Genomic DNA, 19,585 nt, shown 5'->3' with positions numbered 1-19,585 from the left:
AGGCACCTCATGATGAATAGAAAAATCCTCCGCAAGCGCTTTGCTGCATTGGTGCCCATGGGCGTCGCAGTGGCCCTGGCCATGACAGCCTGTGGCTCGTCCGGCGGCGGGTCAGGGTCCGGGGCCAGCGGCGGCGGCGAGAAAACCATCACGATCGCAACGTCCAACGACGCCCCGTTCTCCTTCACCGACCAGGCCTCCGGAGAGCTCAAAGGCATCGACGGCGAGATGATCAACGCCATCGCCCAGGCCAAAGGCTGGAAGATCAAGGTCTTCACCTCCGAGTACGCGACCCTGATCGCGGCGCTCAACGCCAAGAAAGCCGACGTCATCGTCGACGCCATGTACATCACGGACGAGCGGAAGAAGCAGATCAACTTCACCGACCCCTGGTACACCGAGGGTGAAGCAATGGTGGTTCCGGCGGATTCGACGCTGGCCTCGCGCGATGACGTGAAGGGCAAGATCCTTGGCGCCCAGACCGGCACAGTGTTCAAGGACCTCGTTGACAGCCTCGGCGGCAGCCAGGTCAAGCTCTTCGACTCGCAGGCGGCCCTGCTTGCTGCGGTGGAGAACAAGCAAGTTGACGCGGTCTTCACGGACAGTGCGGTGATCGGCTACAGCCTGGTGCAGAAACCGAACCCCAAGCTGAAGCTTGTCTCGCCGTACAAGCCGTTCTATCCCGGGATCATCGGCGCGGGCGTCCGCAAGGACGATTCGCAACTGCTCCAGGACCTGAACTCCGGGCTGGCGGACCTGAAGAAGACCCCCAAGTACCAGGAGATCCTCAAGAAGTACGGGCTGACCGAAGCCAACGCCGTCAAATAAGTTCCAGACTCATGCAGGGCCGGCGGGCGGCCGCATCATCATCGCGGCGCACGCCGGCCACTGCCCGACCCTAAGCTAGGGATTCCCAGTGGACTTCGTTACCAACACCATGGCCGTGTTCCCGGCGCTCCTGCAGGCGGTACCCGTCGTCGTACAACTGGCGCTGGGCGCCATGGCGCTGGCTCTCGTGCTGGGACTCCTGATCGCCTTGGCGCGCATCTCCACGATCAAGATCCTCCGCGGCATAGCCACCGTCTACCTTGAGGTGCTCCGCGGTACCCCGCTGCTGGTACAGCTGGTTTACATCTTCTTCGTGCTTCCCAGCATCGGCGTGAGCATCGACCCGGTACCGGCCGGCATCCTGGGCCTGGGCCTCAACTACGCGGCCTATCTGTCGGAGGTTTTCCGCTCGGCGATCCTTTCCGTGGAGCACGGCCAGACCGAAGCCGCGCTGTCCCTCGGGTACACGCCCAACAAGACCCTATGGAAAGTGGTCATACCGCAATCCTTCGTGGTTTCCATGGGGCCGATCGGCAACTACTTCATTGCCATGATCAAGGACACCGCCTTGACGTCGGTGATCGCCGTGACGGAGATCCTGAAGACCGCCAACATCCTCAACAGCCAGACATTCCAGACCACGGCCATCTACACGGCAGCGGCCATTCTCTATCTGATAATCAGCCTTCCACTCTCGCGCGTCGTGGTGGTGCTTGAACGAAAGGCACGGGCCAATGGCTGAAGAGACCATTATCGACGTCCGGGACGTATACAAGACCTTTGTCTCGACCTCAAAGCAGGCCTGGTGGAAACGGCTCACCGGCAAGGCCCATGTGCAGAAGCGGGTGGAAGTGCTCAAGGGCGTGGACCTTGTGGTCCACCGGGGCGAAACGATCGCCATCCTGGGCTCCAGCGGGTCCGGCAAGAGTACTCTGCTGCGCTGCATCAACAAGCTGGAGACCATCGACGCCGGCCGCATCTACGTCAACGGCCACCTGATCGGCTACGAGGAGCGCAACGGCGAACTGATCGCCGAGAAGGCGTCCGTCACGGCCCGGAAGCGGACCGACATCGGCTTCGTGTTCCAGCACTTCAACCTCTTCCTGAACAAGACCGCGCTGGGCAATGTCATGGCGCCGCTGCGTGACGTCAAGAAACTGCCTGCGGCGGAGGCCAGGGAGATTGCCGTCCCCAACCTCGAAATGGTGGGCCTGGGGGACAAGATGGACAACTACCCCAGCAAGCTTTCCGGCGGCCAGAAGCAGCGGGTGGCGATTGCCCGTGCCCTGGCCATGCAACCGAGTGTCATGCTCTTCGATGAGCCCACGTCCGCGTTGGATCCGGAGCTGGTGGGCGAGGTGCTGTCGGTGATCAAGAAAATCGCCCAGCAGGGGACCACCATGGTGATCGTCACCCATGAGATGCAGTTCGCGCGGGACATAGCCGACCGGATCGTCGTCATGGACCAGGGCATCATCGTGGAAGAGGGGCCGCCCAGCCGGATCTTCACGGCCCCGCAGCATCCGAAAACCCGGGCGCTGCTGAGCCGCTCGGGCATCCTGCCGGCGTAGGCGCCGGGCGTTGGGGAGCAGCGGCGGGAGGCGGCGCCGGTGCCGCTGCCGGGAATTCCGGGTACCCCGCGGGTAGAATCGAGGCCAGAACATCGCACCAACCATGCCGGCGCAGCGTCGGAATACGGAGATTTCATGTCACGATGGCTCGAGGTCGGTCAGGACAACTACGTACTGACCACGCAAGGATCCCTGCTCAACACCGGACTGGTTGTGGGCGCCGAACGCGCCATGGTGATCGACACCGGCGGCGGGCCGCGGCAGGGCCGCGAGATCCTGGATGCCGTCCGGGAAAAGACGCAGCTGCCGCTGGTGGTGGTCAACACGCATGCGCACTACGACCACTTCTTTGGCAACGCCGTGTTCGCCGAAGACGGCGTGACCGAGTTCTGGGGGCACGAAAACTGCGCGGCGGACATCGAGGAGAACGGGGACGCCCAGCGGCACTTCGTGGAGGCGGCGGAACCGGAAATGGCGGCCGGCGAGGGCCAGTCGGTGGAACTGGTGGTGCCCAACGCGATCGTCAAGGACCAGCCGGTGCTGGTGGATTTGGGCGGCCAGACGGCAACGCTGTTCTACCTGGGCCGCGGGCACACCGACGGCGACCTGCTGGTCGGCACCGGCACCACACTGTTCGCCGGTGATCTGGTGGAGCAGGGCGCCCACCCGTCGTTCGAGGATTCCTTCCCGGAGGAATGGGCCGATGCCCTGCGGCACCTGTCCGCGTTGCGGCACCGCTACGAGTTCCTGATCCCGGGCCACGGCGAACCGTGCAGTGACCAGTTCGTCAAAACCATGGCCAACACCATGAGCACGGCCGTGCGGCAGGCCACCCAGGCCACCCGGGAGACGCCGAACGACGCCACCAAGGCCGTGCCGATCCTGCCGTACGGTCCGGAACAGTCCCGGTGGTTCATCCGGCGCCTGCAGGAGACCCGCGCCCACCACTGATGCGGCCCGGAACGTGCCGCGAACGGGCCCCGAATTGCGCCGCCAATTGGGCCCCGAATGGGCCCCGAATCCGGCCCCGATTTGGGCAGGAGCTAAGGGTACTGGCGACTGCGCCTAGACTTGCTGTTTGAAAGTAGTCACAACAAGCGCCGCAGCGTGCTCCGCTGTGAGTCCTGGGGGAGAAACCAAAAGATGCCCGAATCGGTGGAAGACAACTCAGCTGCCACTGCTGAAAACTCAGGACAGCCTGAACTCCGCCGTCGCCGCGACCTGCGTCGCGCCGACGGTGAGGCCTCCGCTGTCCGGACAGGAACCATGCCGGTCGTCAACCCCCGCAGTATCCCCGCGGAGCCCTCAGGGGCCCCTTCCCGCACGGCTCCGCTGCGCAGCAGTTCCTGGGCGCAGGCCGCCGAAGCCGCAGATGAGCGTTTTGGAAACCCGCTTACCGGGGCCACCCCGGTGATCAGCCAGGTACCGGCCGCGCCGCGGCCGCCCGCCGCCCCGCCGACGTCGGCAGTGCCCGAGGAGCCGGCAGCGCCGGAGGAACCGGTAACCCCGGAGGAGCCGGCAGGGCCCGAAGCCCCCGAGGCCCCCGCGGCAGCCGGCTCCGTGCCGCCACAGCCCACCCGTGCCACCCGCTCGGCCAGCCGTGCGGCCGCACTGGCCAACGGGCCGGTTCCGGACTTCATCAGCTCCCCGGGCCTCTTTGTCCGGGAACAGAAGCCCCGCCCGGTCGGCGGGGTGCGCGGCGCCCTCTACAAACTGACGGGCGGCAGCCTGAATTTGGGCCCGAGCGCCCGGCAACGTGAAGAGGACGAACTGGCACGCCGGATTTCCCGCCAGCTCCAGGGCAGCTACAACACGGCGGTGCTGAGCCTCAAGGGCGGCATCGGCAAGACGTCCACCACGGTCGGCGTCGGGCTGACCTTGGCCGAATACCGCGGCGACCCGCCGTGCGCCATCGATGCCAACCCGGACTCGGGTGACCTCGTCGAGCGCGCCCTCGGTGAGGGGATCTACCAGCAGCAGGCCCCGCGGACCATCAGCGACCTGCTCCGCAACGTCGAATCCATCGATTCGCTCACCGCGCTGGCCCGCTACATGCACCACGCCGGCCGCCTGCACCTGATCGCCGGCGAACAGGACCCGGAGGTGTCCGATTCGCTCACCGCGGAGGAATACCTGCGGATCCGCAAGCTCATCTCCGGCTACTATTCCGTGGCCCTCACCGACTGCGGCACCGGCGTTACGCACAACGCGATGAGCGGGATCCTGCAGTCCACGGACAACTTGATCATCGCGGCAGGCTACGCCGTCAGCGGCGCCAAGCGCGCCCGCAGCACGCTGCACTGGCTCGCCAGCCACGGCTACGAGGACCTCGCACGGAACGCCGTCGTGGTCATCACGGACAAGGACGAAGTCTCCTCCCGCGTGGACAAGGATGCCATCGAGGACCACCTCTCCGGCATCTGCCGGCAGCTGATCGCCGTCCCGCATGACCGCGGCGTGGCCGACGGCGACCTCGTCACGCTCGACTCGCTCCGGCCCGAGACCCGCCGGGCGTACCGGGAGATTGCCGCCGCAATCGTCGACGGGTACGTTTAGCCGCTACATTTAGGCCATGAGCAAGTACGCCGGGAACGACGCCGCCATCCAGCTGCAGGACCTCATTGTGGGTACCGACAGCGTCGAAGACTTCCTTGACCGCCTCGCGGAATTTTCCGCCTCCACCCTGAGCCAGTCCGTTGGCGCAGACATCGAGTGCGGCGTGACGCTCCGGCGCCGGAAGAAAAACATGACCGTGGCCGGCAGCAGCAACAACGCCGTCATCCTTGACCGGATCGAGCAGAGCCTGGGGGAGGGGCCCTGCATCGAGGCGCTGCGGACCCGGGGGATCGTGCTCTTGGCCAATGTCGACACGGACCCGCGCTGGCCCGAATACCAGCTGCAGCTCGCCGCGCACGGTTGCCGCAGCACCCTCGGCGTACCCCTGGAAATCGGTGAGGACTCCTCGGCCGCGCTGAACTTCTTCGCCTCCTCGACCGGCGTCTTCACCGCGGCAATCGTCGCCGAGGCCTCGGGATTCGCGGACCTGGCCGGCCGCGCGCTGCGCCTGGCCGTACGGATCGGCACGGCCCAGACGCGGGCCGAGGACCTGCAGGCAGCCATGGAGCACCGCACTTCGATCGACCTGGCCTGCGGCGTCGTGATGGCGCAGAACCGCTGCTCGCAGGAGGAGGCCATGGCCATCCTCACGCGGGTTTCCAGCAACCGGAACCAGAAACTGCGCGACGTCGCAGCGGACGTGCTGAAAAACGTCACGGGCGACGAAATCCACACCCACTTCGACGGCTGAACCCCGGAGGGCGTGAACCTTCAGGAGCGGTGGCACCACCGGGCCTAGGATGAAGGTGATGACAACGACACGCCCTGCCGACTTCAGCCTCCGCAGCATCGCCGTCCCCGCCTTCGGACCGGCACTGCTGTTCAGCATCGGCGAAGGCGCGATACTTCCCGTGGTGGCACTGTCCGCCCGCGACCTCGGCGCCTCGGTGGCCGTCGCGGCCCTGATCGTCACCCTGATCGGGCTCGGCTCCTGGTTCTTCAACCTGCCGGCCTCCCTGATCACCCTGAAGTTCGGCGAGCGCTGGGCGATTGTCGGGGCGGCAGCCGCGAGCGCCGTCGCCCTCGCCGCCGCCGCCCTTTCCCCGCTGCTGCCGGACGGTATCTGGCTGCTGGCAGCGGCCATGGTGGTGGTCGGCATGGCCGCCAGCGTGTTCAGCCTGGCACGGCAGAAGTACCTGACTGAGGCTGTCCCCGTCATCCTGCGTGCCCGGGCACTCTCCACCCTGGGCGGCGTTAACCGGATCGGCATCTTCATTGGGCCCTTCATCGGCGCCGCCGTGATGCAGTTCGGCGGCATCACCGCGGCCTACTGGGCCGGAGTGGTGGCCATGGCCGCGGCGGCCGGCTTGTCCGTCACCATCCCGGACCTCGTCGTGGCGGCGGCCCCAACGGACGGCCCCCGGGCCCCGCAACCGACGCTGCGCAGCGTCGCGGCCTCGCACGCCGGGGTGTTCCTGAGCGTGGGCATCGGGGTGCTGTTGCTCAGCGCGCTGCGCGCGTCCCGCCAGGTAGTGATCCCGCTGTGGGCCGAACACCTGGGCATGGACGCCACCCAGGCCTCACTGATCTACGGCATCTCCGGTGCCATAGACATGCTCGTCTTCTACCCCGCCGGAAAGCTCATGGACCGCAAAGGCCGCCAATGGGTTGCCGTGCCGTCCACGCTGATCATGGGCACGGCCATGTTGCTGATCCCGCTCAGCACAGGGTTCGCGGGCCTGCTGCTCGCCGCGCTCCTGATCGGGTTCGGCAACGGCATCAGCTCCGGGTTGAACATGACCCTTGGAGCCGACTTCTCGCCGGACAACGGCCGCGGACAGTTCCTCGGCATTTGGCGGTTCATGGCCGACGCCGGCGCCACCGGCGGCCCGGTGCTGCTCTCCGGCGTCACTGCCGCGGCGTCGCTGGGTGCGGGGGTGGGCGCCACGGGCGTGCTCGGGTTTGCCGCTGCCGCCGTCTTCGCCATCACCATTCCGCGGCTCAAGCACCGGCGCAACTACTGAGGGGCTGGGGCCCGCCGTCCTGCGGCGTGGCCGAAAAGCCACACGCCGGCGACGGTGGCGAGGTAGCCGGTGATGACGATCAGCGAGGTGCCGGCCCAGAAGTAGTTGGTAGTGCTGCCTTCCTGGCCCGGCCCGGGGGCGATCTTCAGCAGCGAGTACGTGGCCACGGCGGCGGAAGCGAGCCCTGCCAGTACCGGGATGGCGACCCAGAACCGGGCTGAGGCCCAGTGGGCGTTGTAGCCGTCCCATACGTTCCACCTGGGTCCCCTGCGCATGATCAGCCAGCCCGCCGGCAGGGTGAACGCCCCGACCATCAGGAACGCGGCCACCACGTCCGCTGGCCGGTGCCACTGGTTGATGAGCGTGGAGACGCCGGTGGCGACGGCGAAGCTGCCGCCCAGGAACCCGGCCAGCGGCCGCCAACGCGGCGAGACCATCAGGAAGACCGCGGCGGCGGCCGAGGCCGCCAGGGTGGTGTGTCCGGAGGGGAGTGAATTGAAGTCCAGGGTTTCGATCCCGCGGAACGGCCGCACCGGGACGAGGTCCTTCAAGATCTGGGTGGCGACGTTGGCGCCCGCGGCCGCTGCGACGGAGATTCCCGCGGCCGCCCAGCGGCGCCGGGCGACGGTCACGAAGAGGACCACCACGGACCCGATCAGCACGCAGAGCGCAGGCAGCCAGTCCAGGAGCTTGTTGCTCGCCCGGCCGGCCGCGCCATGGATCTCCACTGCCTCGACCAAGGCGGACTCGTCGATGAACTGGCCGGTGGTGGTGCGGACGAAGAAGTAGTACGTGGCAGCGAGGGCGGCCACGCAGCCAAGGGTGCCGAGCAGGAAGAGCAGCCCTGTGGCGTGGCCCGGAACGCTGGGTTCAGGGGAGCGCGCCGGGCGCCCCGAAGCGCGGTCCAGGGCGCGCTCCGAGGCGCGGTCCGGCCAGGGGCCGTCCGCTGCCGTGGAGCCGTTGCTGCTGGTCGGTCGAAAACTCATCGTGTAACAGGTTCCCATAGAACACTGCGAGCCAGAACGCTGCGAGCCGCCTGAGGGGGTGTGCGCGCGCCCTGCCGGACCGCCCTCCCGCGCTGAGCCGCGGCGCCGGGACGGGGAGGATTGACCCGGAACGCGAACGGTACAAGAGTCATCCCATGGACAACCAGGAGGCCCGCGCAGAGCCCGGAGCGGACGCGGCGGCGGGGCACCCTGATCCCGCCTTTCCCCTTTTCCATCCGAGGCCGGCGCGTGGCTGGATCAACGACCCGAACGGACTGTGCTACTTCGACGGGCACTTCCACGTGTCCTTCCAGTACAACCCCGAGTCGGCGCGGCACCACCGGATCTGCTGGGGGCATATGAGCTCCCCGGACCTGCTCCACTGGGAACTGCATTCCGTGGCGCTGCGGCCCCAGCCCGGGGGACCGGATGCGCTGGGCTGCTGGAGCGGCGTCGTCACGGTCGACGGCGGTGTCCCCACCGCTGCCTACTCCGGCGTCTCCGCCCCGGACGGACAGTCCCAAGTGGTGTTGGCGACGGGATCCCGCGGGCTGACCGAGTGGCAGCAGGAAGGGCTGGTGGCGGCGCCGGTGCCTGCGGACCCCAGCGTCACCGCCGTCCGCGACCCGTACCTCTTCACCTTCCGCGGACAGCGGTATGCCCTCCAGGGGGCGGGGCTGGCATCGGGGCACGCGGCCGTGCTGCTCTACCGCGCGGACCAGCTGAGCCACTGGCGCTACGAGGGCATTTGGTTCACGAGCGAGGATGCCCTGGCGGCCAGGCACCTGCCGGCAGAAATCTGGGAGTGCCCGCAACTGGTCCGGGTGCCGGACTCCTCCGGGGCAGAGACGTGGCTGCTGATGGCCTCCCACTGGCTCTCGTCCGACTATCACCACCACCCCAACGGCGTGGGCTACCTACTGGGCTCGCTTGCCGAGGACGCCACCACCGGCCTGCCCGTGTTCACCCCGGAGGCAGGCGGCAAAGCCGACCTGGGCCCGGACTTCTACGCCCCTCAGATCCTGTCCCTGCCGGACCGAGCCTTGCTCTGGGGCTGGGCAAACGAGGTTCCGGACCGGGACGGCAGCGCCGGCCGCGACGAGGCGGCCACGGACGCCGCGGGCTGGGCCGGGGTGCTGACCTTTCCGCGGCAACTTGCCGTGCACGGCGGAATCCTCGCCGTCGAACCGGCACCGGAGCTGCGCGGCTACCGCGGGCGGCAACGCGCCAGCGGCGCCGGGGGGACCGTGCACCTGTCCGCGCAGGCCGAGGCAGTGGTCACGGGCGGGGAGGGCCGGATCCGTCTTCTTCTGGCCTCGGAGGCCGGAACCCGGACGATATTCTCGGACACTGTGGCCGGCGGGGACGAGCTGCGGATCTTCGTGGACGGTTCGATCGTGGAGGTCTACCGCCACGGTTCCGTTCCGGCCACGGTGCGTGCCTATCCCGCGCTGGGCGAGGAATGGCGGCTCGAGCTGCCGCATGGAGCGTCCGCGGACGTCTGGGACCTGGAGCAGCCCCGGGCCACGTAGCAAGCTGCCGTCGGGCCGCGGGTAGAGTGCCGCGGGTAGAGTACAGCCATGCCCACCTCTCCCGATCTCCCCGCCGCTTCCGGCCTGAATCCCGGCGGCGTCGAAGAGCTCCTGGATCTTGCCCGGCTGGTGAGCCTGCCCATGCGGGTGAAATTCCGCGGCATCACGCAGCGCGAGGCCCTGCTGCTGCGCGGCCCGCTCGGGTGGGGGGAGTTCTGCCCGTTCCCCGAGTACGGCGACGCCGAGGCCTCCCGCTGGCTCCATGCCGCCCTAGAAGCCGGCTGGCACGGCTTCCCGGACCCCCTGAGGGAAAGCATCCCGGTCAACGCCACCGTTCCCGCGGTTGGCCCGGGCCGGGTACCGGAGATCCTGGCCCGCTTCGGCCGGGTGGACGCCGTCAAGGTCAAGGTGGCCGAGCCCGGACAGACGCTCGACGACGACGCCGCCCGGGTGGCCGCGGTCCGCGCCGCACTGCCGGACGCCGCGATCCGGGTCGACGCGAACGGCGGCTGGGATGTGCCGGCGGCCGTCGAAGCCCTGACGCGGCTGGCCGCCGTCGGACTGGAATACGCCGAACAGCCGGTGCCGGATATCGCCGGTCTGGCGGAGGTACGCCGCCGGCTCCGGGCCGCCGGCGTTCCGGTGCTGATCGCCGCGGACGAGAGCGTGCGCAAGGAAGAGGACCCGCTCAAGGTGGCGCGTGCCGGCGCCGCGGACCTGGTTGTGGTGAAGGTCGCGCCACTCGGGGGAGTGCGGCGCGCCCTCGACATCGTGGCCCGGGCCGGGCTGCCCGCCGTCGTCAGCTCCGCGCTGGACACCTCCGTGGGGATCCGCGCCGGGCTGGCGCTCGCCGCCGCCCTGCCCGAGCTGCCCTACGCATGCGGGCTCGGGACGGTGTCGCTGCTCGCCGCCGATGTCACCCGTGACGCGCTCGTTCCCGACGACGGCGCCATCCGGCTGCGCGACGTCGCGGTGGATCCGGACCTGCTAGCGGAATATGCCGCGCCCCCGGAGCGCAGGGACTGGTGGCTGGACCGGCTCCGGCGTGTGTACGCCGTCCTGGCAGCGTCGACTGCTCCGTAACGGCCCTTTTGAACGCTGAAAACGGCGTTTGCGGAGCAACGGATGTGGGTTTCAGCGGGAAATGTTCGGCGGCAAGTGAGAGCGTTCACCCGATTTTCATCTGGGGGACCGCTCCCCGTTGTCCGCCGCTGGCAGGGTGGCGGGGACGCATCCCTCTGCCCTGGAAGGTCCCACCCATGTCTGTCTCCTCCGGACGCAAGTTCGCCCTGCTGCCCATGCTGGGCCACACCAAGGGCAAGCGCAGCCCCGTAACGTGCGCCCTCAAGTGCGACAACGCCTGCTCAGGCGAGGTCTGCAACAGCAGCTCCAACGACTACTTCCGCGACATCGCCTCCGCCACGATGTCCCGCCGCTCCGCCCTCGGCTTCGGCGCCGCCGGCGCGCTCGCCGTCGTCTTCGGCAACGCGGTCACCTCCGCGGAACCGGCCGCCGCCGCTGGCCCCGGCCTGGCCGCCGCGGCGAAGAAGGGCTTCGGAAAGTCCAAGCTGCAGTTCACCGCAATTGCCCCGGTCGACGCCGCCGTCGACGCGTTCACGGTCCCGGCCGGCTTCAGCTGGCAGCCGATCATCCGCTGGGGCGACCCGCTCTTCAACGACTCGCCCGCCTTCGACGTGGACCGCCAGAGCGCCGCGGCGCAGGCCCGGCAGTTCGGCTACAACAATGACTACACGGACATCCTGCCGCTCGACGCCAAGGGCCGCCGTGCCGTGCTCTTCACCAACCACGAGTACACCAACGAGAACATCATGCTGCCGGCCGGCTTCGATGCCGCGGAGACCCGCGCCATCGGCCGTGCCGCCCACGGTCTCACCGTCGTGGAGCTGGAGCGCACGAACAAGAACCAGCCCTGGCGCTACGTCAAGGGCGCGCCGCTGAACCGCCGCTTCCTGAGCGACACCAGCTACGAACTCACCGGCCCCGCCGCCGGGTCGGCCCTGGTCAGCACCATTGCCGACCCTGCCGGACGGACCATCAAGGGCACCCTGGGCAACTGCTCCGGCGGCACCACCCCCTGGGGCACCATCCTCTCCGGCGAGGAGAACTTCAACGGCTACTTCGTGTCCGCCGGAACGTCCGCGGAGGACAAGCGCTACGGCCTCACCAGCAAGCCCACTGCCCGCCAGTGGGAGCTCGACGAACCCCGCTTCGATACCCGCAACCCGGGCTATGCCAACGAGAGCAACCGGTTCGGCTGGATCGTGGAAGTGGACCCGCAGGATCCGACGTCGACGCCGAAGAAGCACTCCGCGATGGGCCGCTTCAAGCACGAGGGCGCCAACGTCATCGTCGCCGCCTCCGGGCACGTTGTCGCCTACATGGGGGACGACGAGCGCTTCGACTACCTCTACAAGTTCGTCTCCAAGGACAAGTACCGGCCCGGGACGACGGCGGCCGACCGCCGGCACAACATGTCGCTGCTCTCCGCGGGAGACCTCTTCGTGGCCAAGTTCAGCGGCGACTCCCCGGAGGCCGAGATCGACGGCTCCGGAAAGCTGCCGTCCGACGGCGCCTTCGACGGGGCCGGCGAATGGCTCCCGCTGGTGGTGAGCGGCAAGTCCATGGTGCCCGGCATGTCGGTCGAGGAAGTCCTGGTCTACACCCGCCTCGCCGCGGACAAGGTCGGCCCCACCAAGATGGACCGCTGCGAGGACGTCCAGCCGAGCCTGCACACCGGCAAGGTCTACGTGGCCTGCACCAACAACACAGACCGCGGCAAGACCGGCAAGGAGGGCGCCATCGAGGTCAACCCGCGCACGCTGAACCGTGACGGGCACATCGTGGAAATCACCGAGACCGGGGACCAGACCTCCACGAAGTTCAACTGGAACCTGCTGATGGTCTGCGGCGATCCGGCCAAGAACACCTCCGCGTACTTCGCCGGCTTCCCGGCCAGTCAGGTCTCGCCGATCTCCTGCCCGGACAACCTGGCCTTCGACTCGGTGGGCAACCTGTGGATCTCCACCGACGGCGCGCCCTCGACCACCGGGTACGCCGACGGGCTCTTCAAGGTCACGCTGGCCGGACCGGAGCGAGGCCGCGTGGAGCAGTTCCTTGCCGTGCCGCGCGACGCCGAGACCTGCGGCCCTATCGTCCACGACGAGGAACGGCACGTTTTCGTCGCCGTGCAGCACCCCGGTGAGGAGGGCTCGTTCGAGGCCCAGCACTCGGCCTTCCCGGACTACGTCGCCGCCGGCGCTGCGCCCAAGCCCGGCCAGGCCCGCGTTCCGCGTCCGTCCGTGGTCCAGGTCTTCCGCGCCGACGCCTGACGCACCCCCTCCCTCTCTCCCGACGCTCCCTCAGGTCCGGCGGGTTCCGGGGTGACGCTCCCTCACGTTTGGCGGGTTTTTGGGTGACGCTCCCTCACGTCTGGCGGGTTTTTGGGTGACGCTCCCTCACGTCTGGCTCTTCGGTGGCCGGATATGAGGGAGCGTCGGTGGTGGGGCGTCCGGATGTGAGGGAGCGTCGGTGGTGGGGTGGCCGGATGTGAGGGAGCGTCCGGGGGGTGCGGGGGAACTGATAATTTGAACAGTGTGAATAATCCGGCCGAATTGGTTGTCCCCAGAGTCCAGGCAGCTATTGCCCACGCGTTCGGCGAGGAGTTCCGCGAGACGGATCCGGTGATCCGGCCCTCCCAATTCGCGGACATCCAGATCAACGCCGCGATGGCCCTCGCCAGGAAGGTCGGCCTGCCGCCGCGCGACGCCGCCGCCCGGATCGTGGAGGCCCTGGACCTCGACGGCGTCTGCAGCCTCGTGGAGATCTCCGGCCCCGGCTTCATCAACCTCACCTTCGACGGCACCTGGATTGAGGAACTGCTCAACGCTCCGGTGCCCGCCGGCGGAAGCGAGCGGCCGACGCCGCTGCACCGCGTCGTCGTCGACTATTCCTCCCCGAACGTGGCCAAGGAAATGCACGTCGGGCACCTGCGCACCACCGTGGTGGGGGACAGCATCGTGCGCGTGCTCGAGGCGCTCGGCCACACCGTGATCCGGCAGAACCACATCGGCGACTGGGGCACCCCGTTCGGCATGCTGATCGAACACTGGCTCGAGGTGGGGGAAGACTCACCCGAGGCCGCCCTGCTGGTCGATGACCCGAGCGCGTTCTACCAGGCCGCGCGGGCCAAGTTCGACGCCTCAGCCGCCGACCCGGACGGCTTCGCCACCCGCGCGCGGCTCCGCGTGGTGGCCCTGCAGGGCGGGGACCCGGAAACATTCGCCGTCTGGCAGCGGCTCGTGGCGCAGTCGAAGCGCTACTTCAACGCGATCTACGCGATGCTCGGCATCAGCCTCACCGACGACCACATCGCCGGCGAGAGCTCCTACGACGCGCATCTGGCACAGCTGTGCCAGGAACTCGAAGAGCGCGGCATCGCCCGGATCAGCGAGGGCGCGCTCTGCACCTTCCCCGCCGGCTTCACCGGGCGCGACGGCGACCCGTTGCCGCTGATCATCCGGAAGTCCGACGGCGGCTACGGCTACGGCACCACCGATCTTGCGACCATCCGCTACCGGGTCCGCGAACTCGAGGCGGACCGGGTGCTGTACGTCGTGGGCGCCCCGCAGAATGTGCACCTGCGCATGGTGATGGCGACGGCCCGCGACGCCGGCTGGCTGCCTGACACGGTCGAGGCGACCCACGTCCAGATCGGCAATGTGCTCGGCGAGGACGGCAAGATCCTCAAGTCCCGCGCCGGCAACCCGGTCAAGCTGATGGCGTTGCTGCAGGAGGCCGTGGACCGGGCCCGCGCCGTCATTGACGCCAGCCGTCCCGAGCTCAGCGAGGCCGAGCGGGCGGTCACGGCCCGGCAGGTGGGCATCGGCGCCGTCAAGTACGCCGACCTCTCCACCGGACATGACACCGAGTACGTCTTCGACTTCGACCGGATGCTCGCGCTGACCGGCAACACCGGCCCGTATGTCCAGTACGCCGCCGCCCGGATCCGCTCGATCCTGCGGAAGGCTGGGGTGCTGGAGCAGCACCTGACGGGCACGGGCGGCGCCAGCGCTCCCACTGGCGCTAGCTCGCCCGCGGCGACCGTCGCAGTCGTCGAGCCCGCCGAGCGCGCTCTGGCCCTGCACCTGCTCGAATACGACGCCACGCTGCAGAAAGTCGGCGAACTGCTCGAACCGCACCGGCTGTGCGCCTACCTGTTCGAGCTCGCGCAGCTGTTCACTTCCTTCTACGACCAGTGCCCCGTGCTCAAGGCCGACGAGACGGTCCGGGAATCGCGGCTCGCCCTGTGCGGGCTGGTCCTGCGGCGCCTCTCCAGCGGCCTGGACCTGCTGGGTATCGAGACACCGGAGAACATGTGAGCCCGGCCGGGGACCCGGACGTTCCTGCCCACGGCGGGCTTGGCGCCGTGGAGGCCGCACGGGTGGCCGTCGCGGCCCTGATCGGCTCCGGCGTACGCCACGTCGTGGTGGCCCCGGGGTCCCGTTCGGCGCCGATGGCCTACGCCCTTGCCGAGGCCGACGCCGCCGGCCGGGTGGAGTTGCTGGTCCGGATCGACGAACGCGACGCCGGGTTCACCGCGCTGGGCCTGGCCCTGGCCACCGGCGCCCCCGCGGCCGTGCTGACCACCTCGGGCACCGCCGTCGGGAACCTGATGCCGGCCGTGATGGAGGCCAACCACGCCGCCGTGCCGCTCGTGGTCCTTTCGGCCGACCGGCCCGAGGAACTCCGCGGCACCGGGGCCAACCAGACCACCGTGCAGCCGGACCTCTTCGGCGAGCATGTCCGCTTCGCCGCCGACGTGCCTGCGGGCGACAACCCGCTCCGCGCCGTCGAGACCGCCCTGAGCGCCGCCACCGGCGCCTTCGCGGACATCCCGCCCGGGCCGGTGCAGCTCAACCTCGCGTTCCGCGACCCGCTCGTCCCGGCCCCGGGCGACGGACTGGGCGAAACCTCCGGCCACCGGGTTTACCAGGCCGCGCGGCATCCGCTCGCCCTGGACTTCCCGGCAGCGTCCGCGGCGCTGCCGGAGCGGCGCACCGTGGTCCTGGCCGGGCACGACGCCGGCCCGGTCGCCGAGGCATTCGCCCGCGCGCACGGCCTGCCGCTGCTCGCCGAGCCTTCGTCCAACGCCAGGTTCGGCCCGAACGCGGTGGGTCCCTACCGGCTGCTGCTGGAGCACTTCGGCCCGGAATCCAGCCAGCCGATCGAACGCGTGGTGCTGTTCGGCCGCCCGACGCTGTCCCGGCCGGTGTCCGCCCTGCTGGCCCGCGCCGACGTCCCGTCCGCGCTCTACCAGCCGGTTCCGGTGGCCTGGTACGAGCCCGGCCGCCGCACGGAGTTGCCGCTTGAGACCCTCGCTGACTTGGCCGACTTCGCCGGCCGGGGCCCGGCCGCCTGGCTCGACGCGTGGCTGCTGGCCGGCGCCGCCGCGCAGCACGCCCTGGACCTGGTGCTTGCCGGATCCGCCGCAACCGGTCCCGCCGTCGGCGCACTGGTCTGGGAACACGTCCGCGGTCAGCTCGTCCTAGGTTCCTCCAACGGGATCCGCGACGTCGACCTTGCCGGAGCTCCACAGCAGGAGCCACAGGCCACCGTCTTCGCCAACCGCGGCCTGGCTGGGATCGACGGCACCCTCGCCACGGCCACCGGCATCGCGGCCGGCGGCCGGCAGGAAACCACCGTGCTGCTGGGCGATGTGACCTTCCTGCACGACGCCGGCGGCCTGCTGCTGGGCGCGGGGGAGACCGTGCCGGACCTGCGGATCGTGGTCCTGAACGACGCCGGCGGGGCCATCTTCGGGCTCCTTGAGCACGGCGCCGTCGAGCAGTCGGGCCGCTACGGCACCGCCGTCGAGCGCCTCTTCGGCACCCCGCACACGGTGGACATTGCCGCCCTCGCCGCCGCGTACGGGGTCGCACATCGCGCGGTGAGCACGACGGCTGACCTCGCCGCGGTGCTGGCCGAGCCCGTGGCGGGCCGCAGCATCATTGAAGTGCGCACCGATCGCCGCGGCCTCCGCGAGCTGCATGGGCGCATCCGTACGGCCGTGAACGCCGCGGTAACCGGGGTCCTGGGCGCGTAGTTTGCCGCCACGAAGAAGGACAGCCGCTACGTGGGACCACGTAGCGGCTGTCCAAAATCGGCGCAGGAATTGAACCCGGCTACAGCACCCGGCTCAGGAACTCCTTGGTGCGGGCGTGCTGCGGGTTGGACAGCACCTCGCGCGGGTCGCCTGATTCGACGACGACGCCGCCGTCCATGAACGTCAGCCGGTCGCCGACCTCGCGGGCGAAACCAATTTCGTGGGTCACCACGATCATGGTCATGCCGGATTTCGCAAGGTCCTTCATGACGTTCAGGACGTCGCCCACCAGCTCCGGATCCAAGGCAGAGGTGGGCTCGTCGAAGAGCATCAGTTCGGGCTCCATGGCCAGGGCGCGCGCGATCGCCACCCGCTGCTGCTGTCCGCCGGACAACTGCGAGGGGTAGTGGCCGGCCCGGTCCGCGAGACCCACCCGCTCCAGCAGCTCGTATGCCCGCTTCCGGGCAGCTTCCTTCGACTGGCCCTTGACCTGGACCGGTGCTTCCATGATGTTCTGCAGCGCGGTCTTGTGCGGGAACAGGTTGAAGCGCTGGAAGACCATGCCGATTTCGCGGCGCTGGGCAGCGATTTCCTTGGTCTTCAAGTCGTGCAACCGGCCGTTGACCTCTCGATAGCCGATCAGGTCGCCGCCCACGGAGATCCGGCCGGCGCTAATGGTTTCCAGCAGGTTGACGCAGCGCAGCATGGTTGATTTGCCGGACCCGGACGGTCCGATCACGACGGAGACTTCGCCCTGGTTGACCGTCAGGTCGATGCCGCGCAGCACGTGGTGCTGGCCGTAGAACTTGTGCAGGCCTTCGATCTTGACCAGCGGCTTTTCTGCGGTGATCGTCATCGTGCACTCTCCTCGGGGAAGTCCGTCTCAATCGAGCGCTTGACATCGGCGCCGCCGCCAGCGGCCTTGACAGCGCCGGGGTTTACCGTTGCCGGAGCCAGGTTGTCCACGCCCTTGCCGTAGTACGCCTCGACGTAGTGCTGGCCGACCATCAGGATGCTAGTGACCAGCAGGTACCAGAAAGCGGCCACGATCAAGAGCGGGATGGGGAGGTAGATCCGGTTTGCTAGGGCGTTGGTGGCGAAGGTCAGGTCCAGGGTGAACGGCACAGCCAGGACCAGTGAGGTGGTCTTGAGCATGCCGATGGTTTCGTTGCCTGTGGGAGGCACGATAATCCGCATGGCCTGTGGCAGGATGATCCGCCACATGATTTTGGCCTTGGACATTCCGAGTGCCTCGGCCGCCTCCGTCTGGCCCTTGTCCACGGACTTCAGGCCGGCCCGGAAGATCTCTGCCAGGTAGGCTGACTCGTTCAGGCCGAGGCCGAGGATTGCCGGGATCAGCCCCTTGCTGGGATCCGACAACGCATACCTGAACAGCTCCGGCCCGAACGGGATGCCCAGCGTGATGGCCGGGTAGAGCACTGTTACGAGCCCCCAGAACAGCAGCTGGGTGTACACCGGGGTGCCGCGGAAGAACCAGACCCAGAGCCAGGCGGTGTAGCGCAGGACCGGGTTGTCCGACTGCCGCATGACAGCCAGCAGGATGGCCAGGACAATGGCCAGGACCATGGACGTGACCGTCAGGAGCAGGGTCCAGCCAACGCCTTGGACCACTTTCACGTCCAGGATGTAGGTTGCGACGACGTCCCAGCGGAAGTTGGGGTTCGTGAAGGCGCTCTGCACCAGAAGCAGCAGGGCGCCGCCGATGATCACGGCGCTGATCCAGCGGCCGGGGTGCCGCACCGGGACGGCCTTATTCAGGACCGGTGCGGTGCTGTCCTGCTGGGATTTCATCGCTGCGCTTGACGAGTGGTCGGTGTCGGGCAGACTCAAGAGCCGGCCGCCGGGTTGACCTCGGACTTGCTGATGGCACCGTCAGCGGCGCCCCAGCTCTCAAGAATCTTCTTGTAGGAGCCGTCAGCCATCAGCTTGGTCATGGTCTTCTGGATCAGCTCGGCCAGCGCGGTGTCGGACTTGGCCACGGCGATGCCCTGGGGTGCGGCATCGTAGACGTCGCCCAGCTTTTCCAACTGACCGTTGGTCTGGGTGATGGCGTAACCGGTGATCGGGGAATCCGCCGCCATGGCGTCGATGCTTCCGTTGACCAGGCGGGTGGTGATGTCGGTCTGGTTCTTGAGCGTTACGACGTCGATCGGCTTTTTGCCGGCGGCCGTGCACTTCTTGTTGCGGCCCGAGACGTCCGGATCCTCCTGGATGGTGCCGGTCTGCACGCCGACGGACTTACCGCACAGGTCATCGAGGGAGACCTTCTTCGGGTTGCCCTTCTGGACTGCCCACGCGGTGCCGGCCTGGTAGTAGCTGACCAGGTTGACTGCACCCAGGCGCTCTTTGTTGATGGTGAAGGAGGAGATGCCGAGGTCGTACTTCGGGCCAAGCGCCGGGAGGATGCCGGTGAATTCCGCTGTCTGGACCTGGACCTTCAGCCCGAGGGTCGCACCGATCGCCTTGGCGATGTCGACGTCGTAGCCCACCGGGGTCTGGCCGTCGGTGCCGAGGGACTCAGCCGGGGCGTAGCTGGTGTCCGAGCCGACAGTCAGGGTTCCCTTGGACTTGATGGCCGCCGGGACCATGGCCGCCAGGGAGTCGTCCTTCTGCACCGTCGCGGGGTCGAAGCTCGCGGACGCGGCGCCGGAAGGCGCGGGCGCGCCGCCGGTACCCGTCTCGGAGGCGTTGGTGCAGCCCGAAAGGGCCAGGGCGCCGATGGCAAGGACGGTAGCGGCTGTGAGCTTAGGGCCACTCAAGAGCGAACGGGAAATCTGCATTTTTCTTACCTTTTGTTGCAGGGGATGCGAAAACTAAGTCGATTTATAGTGTATCGCCGAACAAGAGATGTACGTCACAGAAAACTTAGTTTCACTATTGGATAACTAAAGTGCGTCGAAATGCAAGGTTACCGGCGGCGTGCTTGTCTGTAATCCCGGATTTG

16 protein-coding genes are annotated in these 19,585 nt (G+C 68.3%); 12 read left to right on the top strand and 4 right to left on the bottom strand.

Translation table 11 applies throughout. The annotated features are described in order from the left end of the window. Positions 1–12 precede the first annotated feature (12 nt). The 7 genes from AC1DNC_RS10625 (at position 13) to AC1DNC_RS10595 (ending at position 6,979) form a co-directional block, all read left to right on the top strand. Positions 13–828: an ABC transporter substrate-binding protein gene (locus AC1DNC_RS10625; protein WP_476862501.1), complete on the top strand. Its 816-nt coding sequence runs from the start codon at positions 13–15 to the stop codon at positions 826–828. A gap of 88 nt (positions 829–916) precedes the next feature. Then, positions 917–1,570 carry an amino acid ABC transporter permease gene (locus AC1DNC_RS10620; RefSeq protein ID WP_476862500.1) on the top strand — a complete coding sequence of 218 codons (654 nt, stop codon included), beginning with the start codon at positions 917–919 and terminating at the stop codon, positions 1,568–1,570. Continuing rightward, complete coding sequence (locus tag AC1DNC_RS10615) at positions 1,563–2,399, top strand: amino acid ABC transporter ATP-binding protein (protein ID WP_476862499.1); 837 nt, start codon at positions 1,563–1,565, stop codon at positions 2,397–2,399. Before AC1DNC_RS10620 ends, AC1DNC_RS10615 begins: the two co-directional genes overlap by 8 nt. A gap of 135 nt (positions 2,400–2,534) precedes the next feature. Beyond that, the gene (locus tag AC1DNC_RS10610) at positions 2,535–3,350 is read left to right on the top strand and encodes an MBL fold metallo-hydrolase (protein ID WP_476862498.1); all 816 of its coding nucleotides are present in this window, start codon (positions 2,535–2,537) and stop codon (positions 3,348–3,350) included. A gap of 315 nt (positions 3,351–3,665) precedes the next feature. Next, on the top strand, positions 3,666–4,955 hold the full coding sequence (locus AC1DNC_RS10605) for a MinD/ParA family ATP-binding protein (protein WP_476862497.1): 1,290 nt from the start codon (positions 3,666–3,668) through the stop codon (positions 4,953–4,955). A gap of 16 nt (positions 4,956–4,971) precedes the next feature. Further along, on the top strand, positions 4,972–5,706 hold the full coding sequence (locus tag AC1DNC_RS10600) for a GAF and ANTAR domain-containing protein (RefSeq protein WP_476862496.1): 735 nt from the start codon (positions 4,972–4,974) through the stop codon (positions 5,704–5,706). A gap of 58 nt (positions 5,707–5,764) precedes the next feature. Next, positions 5,765–6,979 (top strand): MFS transporter, encoded by a 1,215-nt coding sequence (locus AC1DNC_RS10595; RefSeq protein WP_476862495.1) that lies wholly within the window; start codon positions 5,765–5,767, stop codon positions 6,977–6,979. Here the strand turns inward: AC1DNC_RS10595 and AC1DNC_RS10590 are convergent. Further along, on the bottom strand, positions 6,973–7,965 hold the full coding sequence (locus AC1DNC_RS10590; protein ID WP_476862494.1) for a phosphatase PAP2 family protein: 993 nt from the start codon (positions 7,963–7,965) through the stop codon (positions 6,973–6,975). The genes AC1DNC_RS10595 and AC1DNC_RS10590 overlap by 7 nt on opposite strands. A 155-nt stretch (positions 7,966–8,120) precedes the next feature. Here AC1DNC_RS10590 and AC1DNC_RS10585 point away from each other — a divergent pair, with 155 nt between their 5' ends. From AC1DNC_RS10585 to menD, 5 genes are all read left to right on the top strand, one after another. After that, complete coding sequence (locus AC1DNC_RS10585; protein ID WP_476862493.1) at positions 8,121–9,497, top strand: glycoside hydrolase family 32 protein; 1,377 nt, start codon at positions 8,121–8,123, stop codon at positions 9,495–9,497. 48 nt (positions 9,498–9,545) lie between these two features. After that, positions 9,546–10,580 (top strand): o-succinylbenzoate synthase, encoded by a 1,035-nt coding sequence (locus tag AC1DNC_RS10580; RefSeq protein WP_476862492.1) that lies wholly within the window; start codon positions 9,546–9,548, stop codon positions 10,578–10,580. A gap of 176 nt (positions 10,581–10,756) precedes the next feature. Beyond that, positions 10,757–12,847, top strand: a complete 2,091-nt coding sequence (locus AC1DNC_RS10575) for a PhoX family protein (protein ID WP_476862491.1) — start codon at positions 10,757–10,759, stop codon at positions 12,845–12,847. A gap of 282 nt (positions 12,848–13,129) precedes the next feature. Then, positions 13,130–14,896, top strand: coding sequence for an arginine--tRNA ligase (gene argS, locus AC1DNC_RS10570; RefSeq protein ID WP_476862490.1), 1,767 nt, complete (start codon positions 13,130–13,132; stop codon positions 14,894–14,896). Next, positions 14,893–16,620 (top strand): 2-succinyl-5-enolpyruvyl-6-hydroxy-3-cyclohexene-1-carboxylic-acid synthase, encoded by a 1,728-nt coding sequence (gene menD, locus AC1DNC_RS10565; protein WP_476862489.1) that lies wholly within the window; start codon positions 14,893–14,895, stop codon positions 16,618–16,620. Before argS ends, menD begins: the two co-directional genes overlap by 4 nt. Before the next feature lie 79 nt (positions 16,621–16,699). Here menD and AC1DNC_RS10560 read toward each other — a convergent pair whose 3' ends face one another. From AC1DNC_RS10560 to AC1DNC_RS10550, 3 genes are read right to left on the bottom strand one after another with little or no spacing between them, the layout of a single operon-like run. Continuing rightward, positions 16,700–17,476: an amino acid ABC transporter ATP-binding protein gene (locus AC1DNC_RS10560; RefSeq protein WP_476862488.1), complete on the bottom strand. Its 777-nt coding sequence runs from the start codon at positions 17,474–17,476 to the stop codon at positions 16,700–16,702. Next, on the bottom strand, positions 17,473–18,432 hold the full coding sequence (locus AC1DNC_RS10555; RefSeq protein ID WP_476862487.1) for an amino acid ABC transporter permease: 960 nt from the start codon (positions 18,430–18,432) through the stop codon (positions 17,473–17,475). The genes AC1DNC_RS10560 and AC1DNC_RS10555 overlap by 4 nt, the downstream gene beginning before the upstream one ends. 35 nt (positions 18,433–18,467) lie before the next feature. Further along, the gene (locus AC1DNC_RS10550) at positions 18,468–19,421 is read right to left on the bottom strand and encodes an ABC transporter substrate-binding protein (protein ID WP_476862486.1); all 954 of its coding nucleotides are present in this window, start codon (positions 19,419–19,421) and stop codon (positions 18,468–18,470) included. Positions 19,422–19,585 lie beyond the last annotated feature (164 nt).

It is taken from the genome of Arthrobacter sp. 01N442, from assembly GCF_056399345.1.
Note: the sequence above shows the minus strand (reverse complement) of the source record. Positions and strands in the feature narration are given on the sequence as shown.

Coding starts and splice junctions, on each gene's coding strand:
- AC1DNC_RS10560 (WP_476862488.1), bottom strand. CDS start 17,476: ATGACGATCACCGCAGAAAAGCCGCTGGTCAAGATCGAAGGCCTGCAC.
- AC1DNC_RS10555 (WP_476862487.1), bottom strand. CDS start 18,432: ATGAAATCCCAGCAGGACAGCACCGCACCGGTCCTGAATAAGGCCGTC.
- AC1DNC_RS10550 (WP_476862486.1), bottom strand. CDS start 19,421: ATGCAGATTTCCCGTTCGCTCTTGAGTGGCCCTAAGCTCACAGCCGCT.
- AC1DNC_RS10590 (WP_476862494.1), bottom strand. CDS start 7,965: ATGAGTTTTCGACCGACCAGCAGCAACGGCTCCACGGCAGCGGACGGC.
- AC1DNC_RS10610 (WP_476862498.1), top strand. CDS start 2,535: ATGTCACGATGGCTCGAGGTCGGTCAGGACAACTACGTACTGACCACG.
- AC1DNC_RS10625 (WP_476862501.1), top strand. CDS start 13: ATGAATAGAAAAATCCTCCGCAAGCGCTTTGCTGCATTGGTGCCCATG.
- AC1DNC_RS10595 (WP_476862495.1), top strand. CDS start 5,765: ATGACAACGACACGCCCTGCCGACTTCAGCCTCCGCAGCATCGCCGTC.
- AC1DNC_RS10605 (WP_476862497.1), top strand. CDS start 3,666: ATGCCGGTCGTCAACCCCCGCAGTATCCCCGCGGAGCCCTCAGGGGCC.
- AC1DNC_RS10585 (WP_476862493.1), top strand. CDS start 8,121: ATGGACAACCAGGAGGCCCGCGCAGAGCCCGGAGCGGACGCGGCGGCG.
- AC1DNC_RS10615 (WP_476862499.1), top strand. CDS start 1,563: ATGGCTGAAGAGACCATTATCGACGTCCGGGACGTATACAAGACCTTT.
- AC1DNC_RS10600 (WP_476862496.1), top strand. CDS start 4,972: ATGAGCAAGTACGCCGGGAACGACGCCGCCATCCAGCTGCAGGACCTC.
- AC1DNC_RS10575 (WP_476862491.1), top strand. CDS start 10,757: ATGTCTGTCTCCTCCGGACGCAAGTTCGCCCTGCTGCCCATGCTGGGC.
- AC1DNC_RS10580 (WP_476862492.1), top strand. CDS start 9,546: ATGCCCACCTCTCCCGATCTCCCCGCCGCTTCCGGCCTGAATCCCGGC.